Origin of the sequence: Aquirufa salirivi, from assembly GCF_045310485.1 — a bacterium.
Classification (GTDB): domain Bacteria; phylum Bacteroidota; class Bacteroidia; order Cytophagales; family Spirosomataceae; genus Aquirufa; species Aquirufa salirivi.
This window is the reverse complement of the sequence record NZ_JBEWZH010000001.1, coordinates 259,463-273,677: the sequence shown is the minus strand read 5'-3', so window position 1 is coordinate 273,677 and position 14,215 is coordinate 259,463. Positions and strand designations below refer to the sequence as shown.

Annotated in this window: 14 protein-coding genes; 10 read left to right on the top strand and 4 right to left on the bottom strand. The window is 39.3% G+C overall.

Annotated features, from left to right (window positions below; genetic code table 11):
- Positions 1-14: 14 nt before the first annotated feature.
- On the bottom strand, positions 15-464 hold the full coding sequence (locus U0R11_RS01140; RefSeq protein WP_406749412.1) for a regulatory protein RecX: 450 nt from the start codon (positions 462-464) through the stop codon (positions 15-17).
- Between the two features lie 6 nt (positions 465-470).
- Positions 471-1,757, bottom strand: coding sequence for a glutamyl-tRNA reductase (gene hemA / locus U0R11_RS01135; protein WP_406749411.1), 1,287 nt, complete (start codon positions 1,755-1,757; stop codon positions 471-473).
- Between the two features lie 104 nt (positions 1,758-1,861).
- Here hemA and U0R11_RS01130 point away from each other — a divergent pair, with 104 nt between their 5' ends.
- The 7 genes from U0R11_RS01130 to U0R11_RS01100 are packed head-to-tail and all read left to right on the top strand — an operon-like array spanning position 1,862 to position 9,097.
- A complete protein-coding gene (locus U0R11_RS01130; RefSeq protein WP_406749410.1) occupies positions 1,862-2,686 on the top strand; it encodes an SDR family oxidoreductase in 825 nt (274 codons plus the stop codon).
- 4 nt (positions 2,687-2,690) lie between these two features.
- Positions 2,691-3,683, top strand: a complete 993-nt coding sequence (locus tag U0R11_RS01125; RefSeq protein WP_406749409.1) for a YheT family hydrolase — start codon at positions 2,691-2,693, stop codon at positions 3,681-3,683.
- Entirely contained in the window at positions 3,676-5,586 is a 1,911-nt protein-coding gene (gene serA, locus U0R11_RS01120; protein ID WP_406749408.1) for a phosphoglycerate dehydrogenase, read from the top strand. Before U0R11_RS01125 ends, serA begins: the two co-directional genes overlap by 8 nt.
- Before the next feature lie 8 nt (positions 5,587-5,594).
- The gene (locus tag U0R11_RS01115) at positions 5,595-6,677 is read left to right on the top strand and encodes an aminotransferase class V-fold PLP-dependent enzyme (RefSeq protein WP_406749628.1); all 1,083 of its coding nucleotides are present in this window, start codon (positions 5,595-5,597) and stop codon (positions 6,675-6,677) included.
- Positions 6,678-6,687: 10 nt separating this feature from the next.
- Positions 6,688-7,680 (top strand): Gfo/Idh/MocA family protein, encoded by a 993-nt coding sequence (locus U0R11_RS01110; RefSeq protein WP_406749407.1) that lies wholly within the window; start codon positions 6,688-6,690, stop codon positions 7,678-7,680.
- A 2-nt stretch (positions 7,681-7,682) separates the two neighbouring features.
- A complete protein-coding gene (locus tag U0R11_RS01105; protein WP_406749406.1) occupies positions 7,683-8,339 on the top strand; it encodes a GDSL-type esterase/lipase family protein in 657 nt (218 codons plus the stop codon).
- Positions 8,340-8,350: 11 nt separating this feature from the next.
- Positions 8,351-9,097 carry an NUDIX hydrolase gene (locus tag U0R11_RS01100; RefSeq protein ID WP_406749405.1) on the top strand — a complete coding sequence of 249 codons (747 nt, stop codon included), beginning with the start codon at positions 8,351-8,353 and terminating at the stop codon, positions 9,095-9,097.
- A 17-nt stretch (positions 9,098-9,114) separates the two neighbouring features.
- Here U0R11_RS01100 and U0R11_RS01095 read toward each other — a convergent pair whose 3' ends face one another.
- Positions 9,115-10,056, bottom strand: coding sequence for a hypothetical protein (locus U0R11_RS01095; protein ID WP_406749404.1), 942 nt, complete (start codon positions 10,054-10,056; stop codon positions 9,115-9,117).
- Complete coding sequence (locus tag U0R11_RS01090; protein ID WP_406749403.1) at positions 10,034-10,750, bottom strand: YebC/PmpR family DNA-binding transcriptional regulator; 717 nt, start codon at positions 10,748-10,750, stop codon at positions 10,034-10,036. Before U0R11_RS01090 ends, U0R11_RS01095 begins: the two co-directional genes overlap by 23 nt.
- Positions 10,751-10,931: 181 nt before the next feature.
- Here U0R11_RS01090 and U0R11_RS01085 point away from each other — a divergent pair, with 181 nt between their 5' ends.
- The 3 genes from U0R11_RS01085 (at position 10,932) to U0R11_RS01075 (ending at position 14,215) form a co-directional block, all read left to right on the top strand.
- Complete coding sequence (locus tag U0R11_RS01085; RefSeq protein WP_406749402.1) at positions 10,932-13,175, top strand: DUF5916 domain-containing protein; 2,244 nt, start codon at positions 10,932-10,934, stop codon at positions 13,173-13,175.
- A 24-nt stretch (positions 13,176-13,199) separates the two neighbouring features.
- Positions 13,200-13,706 (top strand): DUF2911 domain-containing protein, encoded by a 507-nt coding sequence (locus tag U0R11_RS01080; protein WP_406749401.1) that lies wholly within the window; start codon positions 13,200-13,202, stop codon positions 13,704-13,706.
- A gap of 140 nt (positions 13,707-13,846) precedes the next feature.
- Positions 13,847-14,215, top strand: a complete 369-nt coding sequence (locus tag U0R11_RS01075) for a response regulator (RefSeq protein WP_406749400.1) — start codon at positions 13,847-13,849, stop codon at positions 14,213-14,215.

The window sequence follows — 14,215 nt, the reverse complement described above, 5'->3', positions numbered from 1 at the left end:
TGGATTTGAGTTTTTTAATTAAGCTGCTGAATGTACAGGGAAATTAAATCTGGCTCAAATCCTTTTCTTAGCGCATATTGGTAGCACTTTTGTTTCTTGGCCCATTCGTTGGGGTCTTTTACATGGTTGAATTTTTCAATCAACAAGGATTCCAACCTGGCATCATAAGGGAGTTCTTTTAGCTCTTCCAAGGCTTTTTGAATCAAAGCGTCTTTCACTTGTAATCGTTTAAGCTCAAATTTAATTTTATTTCTACCCCAAGATTTTTGATTGAATTTAGAACGAACAAAGAGCTTTGCAAAGCGCTCTTGATTGAGGTAATTATTGTCTTCTAACCAATCCAAATAAGTGGCTTGATCTTCAGGTAAAATGGCAAAGCTTTCCAATTTGACTTGTATTTCCCAAACACAGCGCTCCTGATAGGCACAGTAGCGAGCCAGTTTCTGTAAAACCTCCGATTTCATGGGAATTTATGGATTTGGAGTGCTAGAATCGACCGCCTCATAAGCCTCCAAATTGAACAAATCATTCAAGGCATCCACCATACTATCTGATTCACCTCGTTTACAGGCAGCTTTCAAATGAATGATGGGTTGTTTGATGATTTTTTGAACCAAGCTAGCCGTAATTTTTTCTAATTTTTCAGCCTCTTGAGGATTAAGACCTTTCAAGTGGCGATTGATTTCTTCTTTACGGATTTGCTCTAGCGCATTTTTCAATTTATGGATGGTCGGTGAAACTTCCATTTCTTTTGACCAATCATTGAAACTAATCACGGACTCATCGATGATTCTACGAACATCGGGCACGGATGCCATCCGAATACGCAAGGCTTCATCAGCCCGTTCTTTCAGCGTATCAATGTTATAAAGTAATACGCCTGATATTTTTTCAATACCTTCTTCGATACTTCTTGGAACCGAAAGGTCAATGAAATACTTGAAAGTCAAAATGGATAATTTCTTTAATTCTGCTTGGGTGATGATGGGCTCTTGATTGCGTACGGAAGAGATAATGATATCTGCCTGCGCAATTTCCTTCCACAAATCTTCAATAGGAGCCACACGGAAAGGTTTATCGTGGGCAATTTTTTCTGCCTTTTCTAAGGTACGGTTCATGATGGTGATTTCCGCGAAATCTTTATCCTCCATGTTTTTACACACATCTAAACCAATTTCCCCTAAACCTAAAATCAATACTTTCGGCTGAGCAATGGCTTGGGATAACTCTTCTGCCAAGGCTACTGTCGCATAAGAAACAGAAGCCGCTCCATCACGGAACGAAGTCTCTTGTGCCACCCTTTTATTGGCATAAAAGATGGTATGCATCAAACGATGCAAATACGGACCCGCTAAATTTAAATCGGCCGATTGCTGATAGGCCTTTTTGATTTGATTGGGAATCTGTAAATCACCTACCACTTTGGATTGTAAACCCGTAGCTACTTCAAATAAGTGCCTTAAAGATGCCTCCGCGTCAGCTTCATGATGGAAATAAGGCGTGTATTCTTGGGTTTGATGCAAGCCTTTTTCAATCAATAAACTCTTGACTAAATTGCGGGAAATATCTTCTGGAGTATTGTAATACACCTCTGTACGATTGCAGGTAGATACAATCAACATTTCTTGTAATCCAAAAAGGTCTTTACATTTAATAGCAAAGGCTCTACTTTCTTCCTCATTTAATGCCACTTGCTCACGAATCGTGAGAGGAGCAGAGCGATGAGATATACTAATAGACTTAAACGGAATTGACATTCGGTGGTTTTGAAAAATAATTAACAAAAGTACAAACCAAAATTTATTTTATATACTGTCTTGACAAGAAAATAGTAAATTAGACAAAGTTTAAATAACACAAGATGGACTTCAGCAACAAGACAGTTTTTATTACCGGTGCTTCAAGAGGTATTGGATTTGAGATTGCCAAAAAAATGGCTTCTGTGGGTGCAAACGTGGTTATAGCCGCCAAAACGGCTACACCTCATCCCAAATTACCAGGAACCGTTTTTTCTGCGGCCGAGGAAATTGAGCGTTTAGGTGGTCGAGCCTTACCTTTGGTCTTAGATATTCGTGATGAAAATCATGTTTTTGAAGCCGTAGAAAAAGTAGTGGAGACCTTCGGAGGAATCGATATCTTGGTGAATAACGCCTCAGCTATCTCGTTAACGGGGACTCTTTGGACCGACATGAAAAAGTATGACTTGATGCATCAAGTGAATGCCCGAGGAACTTTTTTGACTTCCAAAGCCTGTTTACCTCATTTATTGAAGTCGAAAAACCCCCATGTATTAACGCTTTCACCTCCTTTAAACATAGAAGCCCGTTGGTTTGAAAACCATGTGGCCTATTCCATGGCCAAATTTGGCATGTCACTTTGTACCCTAGGTATGGCAGCTGAGTTTAAAAATAAAGTAGCTTTTAATTCCCTTTGGCCTAAAACCATCATAGCTACCGCAGCCATTGAATTTGCCGTGGGGAATTCAGATATGTTGGATCGGGCTAGAAAACCCAGCATCATGGCGGATGCCGCTTATGAGATATTTAAGCAAGATCACGTCAGCACTACAGGTCAGTTTTTTATTGATGAAGAGGTTTTGCGGGCTGCCAATTACACAGATTTTGATGTTTATAAAGTCAATCCTAGTTTAGGGGACCATGAATTAATTCCTGACTTTTTTATTTAATACCTTGCCTTTAATTCAATCAGAACCTAGCTATCAGCCACCTTTTTGGTTACCCGAAGGACATACACAAAGTATGTATACGGCTTTATTTCGTAAAATTTCCCAACCGATTCCACATCGGGAAAGATTGATTTTGTCCGATCAGGATTTTGTAGATCTGGATTGGTATGTCGAAGGACCTTTGTCAGACAAGCCTTTGATCATTATTTCTCACGGTTTAGAAGGAAGTAGTCAAGCGCAATACGTGAGAGGACTAGTGAAAACCATGGTAGCTCAGGGTTTTAATGCCTTGGCCTGGAACTTTCGATCTTGTTCTGGAGAGATGAATACGAAGTTGCGTTTTTATCACAGCGGTGCCACCGATGATTTAGAAGAAGTGATTCAAACCTGTGTTAACCGAGGTGCTAAACATATCTATTTGGCAGGTTTTAGTTTGGGAGGAAATCTCACCTTAAAATGGTTAGGTGAACAGGGGCAAAATCATCCAAATTTGATTCGAAAAGCTGTAGCATTTTCCGTACCTTTGCACCTTTCAAGTAGTAGCCGAAAGTTGGCACGACGAGAAAATGGACTCTACACTCATCGATTTTTACAAACTCTTCTATCTAAAGCAAAAGAAAAAGCCGTGCTATTTCCCACGGCTGTCGATGTGGCTATTCTGAGAAGAATCAAAACATTGAGGGAGTTTGATGATGTGATTACGGGTCCATTGCACGGTTTTAAAGATGCGGAAGACTATTATGAACAAAATAGTGCGCTGTATTTTTTAGATAAAATTCAGGTTCCTACACTGGTAGTGAATGCCCAAAATGATCCATTTTTATCGCCCGAATGCCTTCCCGCATCTCAGGCATCAAACTGGGAAAATGTCTTTTTGGAATTACCCACTCAAGGTGGGCATTGTGGATTCTATCCTTCAGATTATCGAGGAACCTTGTGGTCGGAACAACGGGCAATGAATTGGTTTTTGAATAAAGAAACGATTAATTATGTCTAATAAACAGTTGGAGCCATTGCACATTGTGATTGATTTTGATAGCACTTTTACCCAAGTAGAAGGGCTAGATGAGTTGGCGAATATCGCCTTACAAGGAAACCCGAAACAGAAGGAGATTGTCTCCAAAATTCGGGAAATTACCGAAAAAGGGATGACAGGTTCCTATTCTTTCGCTGATTCATTACGGGATCGTGTGGCCCTTTTGTCGGCCAACCGTAGCCACGTAGATCAACTAATCACTTTCTTGAAAGGTAAAATTTCTGATTCTTTCAATCGAAATAAAGAGTTTATTCAAGAACATGCGGAGCAAATTCTAATTGTCTCTAGCGGTTTTAAGGATTTCATCGTACCTGTTGTTCGAGAATTAGGCATACCGGCTGACAATGTTTTTGCCAATACCTTTAATTACGATGCTGAAGGCAATATCACGGGCTACGATCACGATAATTTATTGTCGAAGGACCGTGGTAAAGTAAGCCTTTTGCAATCCTTGCAATTAGAAGGAGAAGTATATGTGATTGGAGATGGGTATACCGACTATGAATTGCGTGAGGCGGGTTTAGCCAATAAGTTTTTTGCCTTTACGGAAAACGTATCTCGCAAAGTGGTGGTGGAGAAAGCTGACCATGTGGTGCCCTCATTAGATGAGTTTTTATATATCAATGGATTGAGCCGCGCTCAGTCTTATCCAAAATCTAGGATCAAAGTTCTCCTTTTGGAAAATGTGCATCCTCATGCAGTACAAGCATTTAAGAAAGAAGGATTCCAAGTAGAATTGTTAAAAGGAGCTTTGGATGAGGCCGAATTGATTGAAAAAATCAAAGACGTGTCTATTCTAGGTTTACGTTCCAAAACCAATTTGACCAAAAAAGTATTGGAACATCCAAACGCAGCTCGTTTAATGTGCGTGGGAGCTTTCTGTATTGGCACTAACCAAATTGATTTATCAGAATGTGAAAATCGGGGTATCGCTGTTTTCAACGCACCATATTCCAATACACGTTCTGTAGTGGAATTATCCATTGGCTTAATGGTGATGCTGACTCGTAATATCTTCGAGAAATCCACACGTATGCATGCTGGTGTTTGGGATAAATCAGCGACAAATTCTTACGAGATTCGTGGAAAGAAATTAGGATTAGTAGGTTACGGAAATATAGGTACTCAAATTTCCGTGATTGCCGAAGCCTTAGGTATGGAAGTGTATTTTTATGATACCGTCGACAAATTGGCCTTAGGTAATGCCAAAAAATGTTCGAGTTTGAAAGAATTATTGAACTTGGCTGATTTTGTGAGCTTGCACGTGGATGGTAGAAAGGTGAATAGCAACATCATTGGTCAGCAAGAGTTTTCTTGGATGAAAGACAATGTGATTTTCTTGAATCTTTCGAGAGGTCATGTGGTTGAAATCCCTGCTTTGGTAGAGGCTATAAAATCGGGTAAAGTGTGGGGAGCTGCGATTGACGTGTTTCCGCTTGAGCCAAAGACCAACGATGAAGAATTCATCAATGAGCTGCGCGGTTTACCCAATGTTATTTTGACTCCGCACATTGGAGGTTCTACAGAGGAAGCACAAGCGAATATTGGCGAGTTTGTTCCTGCCAAATTGTTGCAGTTTATGAACAATGGTAGTACCTATGGGTCGGTGAACTTCCCTGAATTACAATTACCTCCATTGGAAAACGCACATCGACTCTTGCATATCCACCATAATATGCCAGGAATTTTGGCACAAATAAACAATGTGTTTGCTAAATATCAGGTTAACATCATTGGTCAATACCTGAAAACAACCGAAAAAACAGGTTATGTGATTACGGATGTAGCCAAAGAATATTCCGAAGAAATAGTCAATGAATTGAAATTGATTGAGAATACCATTAAGTTTAGAATGCTTTATTAAAATTTATGATGCAGCCCGTATTTTTTACCCCTGGCCCAGCGGCACTTTACCCTACTGTTCAAAAACATTATGAGGAGGCTTTTCGCTTGTCCATTGGTTCTATTTCGCATCGTTCAGCCCAGTTTAGGAAAATTTACCAACATGCCGATGAGCAATTAAGGACTTTATTTAATTTACCTAAGCAAAACAATGCCATACTTTTTACGGGATCAGCTACAGAAATTTGGGAACGTATCATCATGAATACGGTGGAGCATGAATGTTTTCACTTAGTGAATGGCTCATTTTCTAAAAAGTTTTTTGATTTTGCACTCGAGCTTCATAAATATGCACATGCTGCCCACAAGCCATTTGGTGAGGGTTTCGATGCTTCTGATGTGCAAGTACCCGAGTACGCCGAGTTAATTTGTGCAACTGCCAATGAAACCAGTTCTGGCGTGCAAATGCGATCTCAAGAAATCCATAAACTGAAAAAAGCAAATAAGGATAAGTTCTTGGCGGTGGATATGGTATCTTCAGCACCTTATACCAATCTAGATTTTAATGTAGTGGATACGGCTTTTTTCTCTGTTCAAAAGGCCTTTGGTATGCCTGCTGGTTTAGGGGTATGGATAGCCAATGAGGCCATGTTGGAGAAAGCAGAACGAATGAAAAAACACGAAGGTGTGATAGGGACCTACCATTCATTACCTAGTCTTTGGGAAAATTACAGGAAGTTTGAAACGCCTGAGACTCCCAATGTCATGGGTATTTATGTGTTGGGTAAAGTGGCGGAAGATTTTAATCGTATCGGTGTGGACCAAATCCGCAAGGAAACCGATCGCAAGGCGAAGGCTCTCTATGATTTTGCGAAGAAATCAGATCGTTTTGAAGCCTTTGTTGAGAATGAATCACATCGTTCTCAAACTGTTGTAGTTTTGAATTGCCATGAAGCAGCCGGGACTGTCATTCAAAAAGTGAAAGATACCTCTGGTATGATCGTGGGGGCAGGATATGGCAAAATGAAAGAAACACAAATAAGAATTGCAAATTTCCCTGCCGTTTCTAGTGAACAGGTGGAGATATTGATACAAACCTTGAACGCTATTTAATTAGAAGAAAATGATTAATCCTGGAAATTCCATCCGTTGGGGAATACTCGCCTGCGGAAAAATCGCGCGCAAATTTGCTGATGATTTAGCTTTTGTGTCGGATGCCCAACTCACAGCTGTGGCCTCTAGAGATATACATCGTGCAGAAGAATTTGCTTCTCATTATCCTGGTTCAAAGGCCTTTGGTTCATATGAAGATATGCTTTCCAGTGGATTGATTGATGTGGTGTATGTGGCATCTCCACATGGTTTACATCATACACATACATTGTTGTGCCTGGAGGCAGGAATCCCCGTTTTATGCGAAAAAGCATTTGCGGTAAACGGCCGACAAGTCTCAGAAATGATACAAAAAGCCAAGGAAAAGAACTTGTTTTTAATGGAGGCATTATGGACCAGATTCCATCCATCAGTAGCCAAAGTATTGGAGATCATCGAGTCAGGTAAGATTGGTCAAATTCGCCATGTGGCGGCCGACTTTGGATTTAAAGCGGAATACGATGTAGAGAGTCGTTTATTCAACCCCGTTTTAACGGGTGGGTCTTTGATGGACATTGGAATTTACCCTTTATTTATTTCCAAATTGCTTTTAGGACAGCCTAAAACCTTATTAGCGACTGGAACCATGGCACCTACGGGAGTGGATATGAATTGTTCCATCGCAACGAGTTATGAAAGTGGTGCTACGGCGACCTTATTTTCTACCTTAGCAGCGCAGACGGATACCACATGCGCTATTTATGGTAGTCAAGGTAAAATATTGATGCATTCTCGCTTTCATGAGACCTTTGGTATCACGTTGACCTTAGAAAACGGAGAAGTAGAAGAATTTGCATGTGAGCGCAAGGGCTGGGGTTATTCCTATGAAGCAGAAGCGGTGCAAGCGGATTTACGAGCAGATCGACTAGAAAACAAATGGATGACGCATCAGTTTAGTCAAGAGTTAATGGGATTATTAGATGACATTAGAAAACAGATAGGTTTAGTCTATCCTAACGAATAAGCATGAAAAAACAACTTTTGCTTGCTTGCTTTTTACTTATCAGCACCAGCATTTTTGCACAAATCAACAAATTTGAAAAAGAAATAAAGGCCTATGAAGTTCAAGATTCATTGGCTATGCCAGCTAAAAACCTGCGTTTGTTTCTAGGAAGTTCAAGCTTTAGACTCTGGAAAAGTTTTGATCAAGACATGGCAGCCTATCCTTCCATCAACCGAGGTTTTGGTGGTTCTACCTTAGAAGAAGCCTTGTATTACTTTGATCGCATGGTAGTCAAGTACCAACCAGCTTGGGTATTTATGTATGAGGGAGATAATGATTTAGCCAAAGGCCAAAGCCCAGAATTTATCGCACAAGAATTTGTTGAGTTTTCTAGAAGGCTGAAAGAAAAATTGCCAAACACAAAATTGGTATTTATTGCTGCTAGACCAAGTTTAGCCCGTTTAAGCATGTTGGATAAGCAAAGAGATTTGAATTCCCGAATTCAACAAATAGTTTCCAAAGAGAAGAGTCGTTTTTATATCGATATGCAGAGCCCATTTTTTCGTGGCGATGGCAGTTTGATGGATGATGTATTTGTTGCGGATCGCTTGCATTTGAATGAAAAGGGATACCTACTATTCGTGAAGCAAATTCATGAGTTTATTCAAAAACATCCTTAAATTTTACGTTTATGACGAAAGAATATTCAGGAGTGAATTGGTTACCTCATATTTCGGTGGATTGTGTGATTTTTGGATTTCATGAAAATCAACTAAAAGTGCTTCTTTTAAAGTTTAAGAATACGGATGTTTGGTCTGTATCTGGAGGATTTGTGAAATCCAATGAAGATATTGATCAAGCGGCAAGTAGAGTTTTGTTTGAAAGAACAGGCTTAAAAGATATATACCTGGAGCAGTTTTATACCTTTGGTGATGTTAAGAGAAACCATGATGCGATCCAGCAGCATGCTAAAATTCAAGAGAAAATAGGCGATTCAGGCGTAGATACATCCTTTCTTTCTGACCGCTACATTTCCATTGGTTATTATGCTTTGGTCGATTTCTCCAAAGTCAAGGTTAGTTTGGGTCAAATGTCTGATAAGTTTTCTTGGAATGATATTTACGACATTCCTCCCATGTTTTTGGACCACCGAGCCATCATCGATAGAGCTTTAGAAAGATTACGCTGGTCTTTGGACCAAAAATTGTTGGCCTTTAATTTATTGGCGGAAACTTTTACTATGTCGGAATTGCAACAGGTCTATGAAACCATTTTAGGAAAAAAATTGGTGCGGACTAATTTCCAAAGAAAGATTTTAAGCATGGATATTTTGGTTCGACTAGAGAAGCGTTATCTGGGAGGGGCTCATAAAGCACCGTATTTATACCGATTTGATGCGAAGAAAGCTAAAGCATATCTATCTGAAGTAGAACTATAATGTAGAAATTTATCTAATTATTTAAATTTTTCATTCCATTTTTCTTGCTCTGAAGCATTGATGCCATGTTGCGTAGCTTCATCATACATTTTTTGCATACTGTTCATCCAACGATAGGCATCTAAAAACCACCATTGTAGCTCACTTTCATACCAAAGCGGTCTTAATTTCTTTTGCTTGATTTCTTCCTTAAATTGATTGGCAGCCTTTTGGGTGATATTAAAATGGGTAGACTCATGGTCCAAGGCCCTATCAGGAAGATTTTCTTTTTTCCAGGAATAGGAGCGAAGCATGTACACTTTTACTTGTATAGGTAGGTAGAGTATTCCTAGTTCTATTCTGGGTACCGCATGGTACTCAAAGTTGCTGAAAATTTGTGCCGCAAAACGGGATCCAGGATAGGGTTTGGCGGTAAAATCGGTCCAATCCAATTTTTTTTGTCCAAAAAATACCGTGTCTTTGTCCATGGACTTTGGTACATAATCCGGTAAAAATTCTACCTGAACTTCTTGGATTAATTTGGGGTCTTTATCCCAATTGTTCTTCCACCAAATGGCAAATTGTGATTTTAGACTTTGAGAACTTAATTGTGCCATTTCTTCCCAATGACCCGATTTCGTTTTAAATCCTTGGGTTTTAAATTGGCTTTTATAAGTATACAGTAGTTGCGGACCTAAAATAGAATCACGGGTGACATAAATTTCGGCTTGGAACTTGAATGTATCCTTCGATTGGAAGTCGAATTCTTTGAGGAGTATTTGCAGATAAAAATCTGCATTTCCCTTAGTTCCTAAGAGCTGTTTTTTAAAATAGGCCTGAGCGGCGGTGTTGACGCCGCTTAAAGATTGAAATTGATAAGTCGGGACTTGACCCAACAAGATGCAAGAGGGTAAAAAATAAAAAGCACCTATCAGGAGGTGCTTTTTAAGGCTTGGTTTAGCCCATATTGTGGTAAACATTTTGAACATCATCATCTTCTTCCAAGCGTTCAATTAATTTTTCAACGTCCGCCACTTGTTCATCTGTTAATTCTTTTGTCTCATTTGGGATACGCTCAAAATCAGCCCCTAACAATTCATATCCTTTTTCTTCAAGGTATTTTTGAAGAGCACCAAAAGCCGTAAACTCCCCGTAGATATTGATTTGGTTGGTTTCCGTATCTAAAAATACTTCATCCCCACCTAAATCAATCAATTCAAATTCCAGCTCTTCCAAATCAATCTCCGGCTTCGAAGCAATCTTGAAGGCAGATTTGCGGGTAAAGATAAAATCCAACATACCTTGAGTCCCTAAGCTACCTCCACATTTAGTAAAGGATGAGCGAATATTCGCGACCGTACGATTGATATTATCCGTCGTGGTTTCTACCAAAATAGCAATGCCATGCAGCGCGTATCCTTCGTAAACAATTTCCTTGTAATCCTCCTGATCTTTTGAAATGGCTCTTTTAATGGCACGTTCCACATTGTCTTTCGGCATATTCACTGCCTTGGCATTCTGAATGATGGCTCTTAGGCGTGAGTTTCCAGTTGGATCTGCTCCACCAGCTTTCACGGCTATAACAATGTCTTTACCGATTTTTGTAAACGTTTTGGCCATTTGACCCCAGCGTTTAAACTTTCTTGCCTTTCTAAATTCAAAAGCTCTTCCCATAATTCGTTGCGATAATGTAGTACTAGCTACAAAAATAAAACAAGCAAAAGGATTTTTGTCGATTGGATTAAAAAAACTCTAGAATTATTTCCATGTTCCGCCAGACTTTGCCCCATAAGACCTACCTAGGCTTCCGTTTAATTTGGCTAAATTGCGCTTGATTGATTTACAAAAACCATATATGAAGCAACTTTTCCTCTTACTAGTTACGCTGACAACTTTTTCTTCTCTAGCTCAAACAGCCAAACGAAACGAAATATTTCAAATGCTCATTAAGCCAGCCAAAGGATCCCTGAAAATGGATGGCAAGTTGGATGAGGCAGCTTGGTTAGAAGCCGCCAAAGTGAGTGATTTTGTGATGTGCAACCCGACAGATACCTTATGTTCCAATGTCCGTACCGATGTTCGCATGACCTATGACGATAAATACTTATACATCTCTGCTGAATGTTTTTTGAAAGACCAATCTCGCTACGTGGTAGAATCACTAAAGCGTGATTTTAGTTTTGGGATTAATGATAATTTTTTGGTCTTTATAGACACCTTTGATGATAAAACCACAGGTTTTTCCTTTGGTGCCAATGCCGCCGGCGCACAGTGGGACGGGCAAATGTCGGAAGGAGCCAAAGTAAACTTGAACTGGGATAATAAGTGGGAGTCTTCTACCTCCTACAATAAAGAATCGTGGATCTGGGAAGCAGCCATTCCTTTTAAATCCATTCGTTACAAAAACAACAGTACTCGCTGGGGAATCAATTTCAGTCGATTGGACTTACAAGCCAAGGAAAAATCGGCATGGGCACCTGTACCACGACAATTCCCTACGGCCTCATTGGCCTATTCAGGTGTTTTGTTGTGGGAAACGCCTCCTCCAGCTCCTAAGCAAAATATTTCAGTGATTCCTTATGTCTTATCCGGGTTGACCAGTAATTATGAAACCCAAGACCCGACGAGCTTTAGAAAACAGATTGGAGGAGATATCAAGGTGGCATTAAGTTCCAGTATGAACATGGACTTAACCATCAATCCCGATTTTTCACAAGTGGATGTGGACCGTCAACAAACCAATTTAGATCGTTTTGAATTATTTTATCCAGAAAAACGCCAATTCTTCATTGAAAATTCCGATTTGTTTGATGGCTTTGGAACGGAAACCATTCGACCATTTTTCTCTCGTCGGATTGGTTTAGCATTAAACACCCGCACAGGGATTTATGAACAAACGCCCATTACTTATGGAGCTCGCGTGAGTGGTAAATTAACCAACGACTGGAGAATCGGCTTATTGAATGTGCAATCTCAGCGAATCGACGATAAAGGAGTACCGACGCAAAATTATTCCATGGTGGCCTTGCAAAGAAAATTATTTGCTCGTTCCAATATTGGAATATTCATGATCAATAAACAATCCTTCATTGATACTGAATTACAGCGTCAAAATGGATTCGCTGAATTCAATAGAAACATAGGAGTGGAGTATAATTTAGCTTCATCCAATAATTTTTGGACAGGAAAAATCTTTTATTACCAGTCGATAAGCCCAGATGCCAAAGCCAATAATTTTGCTCATGCAGCCTCTTTGGCATATAAAGACAATAACTGGATCATGAGTTGGAAACACCAGTGGGTAGGGGATAGTTACAATCCTGAAGTGGGTTATGTGCCTCGTGTAAATTACACCAATATCAACCCGGAAATAGGAAAAATATATTATCCAAAAAGTAAAATAAGCCCCTTGTTTTATGCCCAAATTCGTTTGAATAGCTTAAGTTTTTGGAATAATTCGGGAGGTTTGACAGATAATACAACCTATATAGCCTTAGAAGGTAGAATGAAAGATCAGTCGAGCTTCTCTGCTTTCCATGGCTACGACTACGTTCGTTTATTATATGATTTTGATCCTACCCGTATGGGAAATGTTCCTATGAAAAAAGGGTCTGAACACACCTGGAGATCGGTGGGTTTGGGATACATCTCTTCACCCATCAAATTGTTTACCTACTCCATGACTTCTCGTTTTGGGGGTTATTATGGCAATGGATATAGAACGGGTATTACGGGTGAATTAGGATACCGTTTTCAGCCACATGTCGGGATTTCAGTAGCCTTGGATTACAATGATATTTGGGCCGTCGAAGTGCCTGTATTACAAGCAGATGGCAGTACGAAGAAAATCATTTCAGCCTCTGAATTTTGGATAGTAAGACCTAAAGTGGACATTACTTTTACGAATAAGTTATTTTTAACCACCTTTTTTCAGTTGAATCAACAAACCAAGAACATGAACTTAAATGCTCGTTTACAATGGCGTTATAAACCAGCTTCGGACTTATTTTTAGTATATACGGACAACTATTTACCCGAGAATTTTCATATTAGAAATCGTTCCATAGTATTAAAATTAAATTATTGGCTTAATTTGTAGGTCTAAAAATTAACAAACACTACCATGAAAAAACTTCTTGTTATTCTTTCTTGTATTATAAGTTTTGGAGCCTTGGCACAAAGCCCTGCTTCGCCACCAGCTGTAGCTTCTCAAAAAGTGGGAAATACCCAGGTTTTGATTAAGTACGCTAAACCATCCGTGAAAGACCGTTTGGTATTTGGTACTAAAGAACAAAAAGCTTTAGTCCCTTATGGAGAAGTTTGGAGAACGGGTGCCAACGAAGCTACGACCATTGAATTTTCAAATGATGTCTTAGTTCAAGGTAAGCCATTAGCTAAAGGTGTTTATTCTTTATTATCCATCCCTGGTTCTAGCGAGTGGACAATTATTTTCAATAAAGAGGCAAAAATGTGGGGAGCTTATACATATAAAGCAGATAAAGATGCTTTACGAGTGACAGCTAAACCAAGTGAGCATGCTAAGACAGAGCAGTTCACCATTGGAGTTTCAGAAACAGGTCAGGTGACCTTAGATTGGGATAAAACTTCGGTTTCTTTCTATGTAAAATAGATAAATTGAATTATAAAAAAAGGCGAACCCAACAGGTTCGCTTTTTTTATGTCAAAAATTCATTTGAATTCCTCAATGCTTTGGTTATTTTTACCCCATTATGGGCATATGCCCCTAAGCCATTTTAACAAGATTGTGTTATGAAAAAAGTATTGATTGCAGAGGATAGTTCGGTCATTCAAAATTTAGCTAGAAAAATATTGGAGTTTCAAAACTTTGAAATTCATGCAGTGAAGAATGGACAACAAGTATTGGACGAATTAGCCAAAGCTGATTTCGATATTATTCTTTTGGATATTAACATGCCCGTAATGGATGGAATGGAATGCGCAAGAGCCGTACGTGCTTTGGGAGATTCAGCTAAATCCAACATCCCGATGATTGCTATCACAGGTAATGCTAGAAATTACAGTATGGAAGATTTCAAAGAAGCAGGATTTAATGACTTTTTAGCTAAACCTTTGAATTTTGATGCACTTGTATCTCAAGTTAAAGCATTAACAGAATAA

Excerpts from the sequence above, each read along its gene's own strand:
- U0R11_RS01140 (WP_406749412.1), bottom strand. The coding sequence starts at position 464 with ATGAAATCGGAGGTTTTACAGAAACTGGCTCGCTACTGTGCCTATCAG.
- hemA (WP_406749411.1), bottom strand. The coding sequence starts at position 1,757 with ATGTCAATTCCGTTTAAGTCTATTAGTATATCTCATCGCTCTGCTCCT.
- U0R11_RS01130 (WP_406749410.1), top strand. The coding sequence starts at position 1,862 with ATGGACTTCAGCAACAAGACAGTTTTTATTACCGGTGCTTCAAGAGGT.
- serA (WP_406749408.1), top strand. The coding sequence starts at position 3,676 with ATGTCTAATAAACAGTTGGAGCCATTGCACATTGTGATTGATTTTGAT.
- U0R11_RS01115 (WP_406749628.1), top strand. The coding sequence starts at position 5,595 with ATGCAGCCCGTATTTTTTACCCCTGGCCCAGCGGCACTTTACCCTACT.
- U0R11_RS01110 (WP_406749407.1), top strand. The coding sequence starts at position 6,688 with ATGATTAATCCTGGAAATTCCATCCGTTGGGGAATACTCGCCTGCGGA.
- U0R11_RS01105 (WP_406749406.1), top strand. The coding sequence starts at position 7,683 with ATGAAAAAACAACTTTTGCTTGCTTGCTTTTTACTTATCAGCACCAGC.
- U0R11_RS01100 (WP_406749405.1), top strand. The coding sequence starts at position 8,351 with ATGACGAAAGAATATTCAGGAGTGAATTGGTTACCTCATATTTCGGTG.
- U0R11_RS01095 (WP_406749404.1), bottom strand. The coding sequence starts at position 10,056 with ATGTTTACCACAATATGGGCTAAACCAAGCCTTAAAAAGCACCTCCTG.
- U0R11_RS01090 (WP_406749403.1), bottom strand. The coding sequence starts at position 10,750 with ATGGGAAGAGCTTTTGAATTTAGAAAGGCAAGAAAGTTTAAACGCTGG.
- U0R11_RS01085 (WP_406749402.1), top strand. The coding sequence starts at position 10,932 with ATGAAGCAACTTTTCCTCTTACTAGTTACGCTGACAACTTTTTCTTCT.
- U0R11_RS01080 (WP_406749401.1), top strand. The coding sequence starts at position 13,200 with ATGAAAAAACTTCTTGTTATTCTTTCTTGTATTATAAGTTTTGGAGCC.
- U0R11_RS01075 (WP_406749400.1), top strand. The coding sequence starts at position 13,847 with ATGAAAAAAGTATTGATTGCAGAGGATAGTTCGGTCATTCAAAATTTA.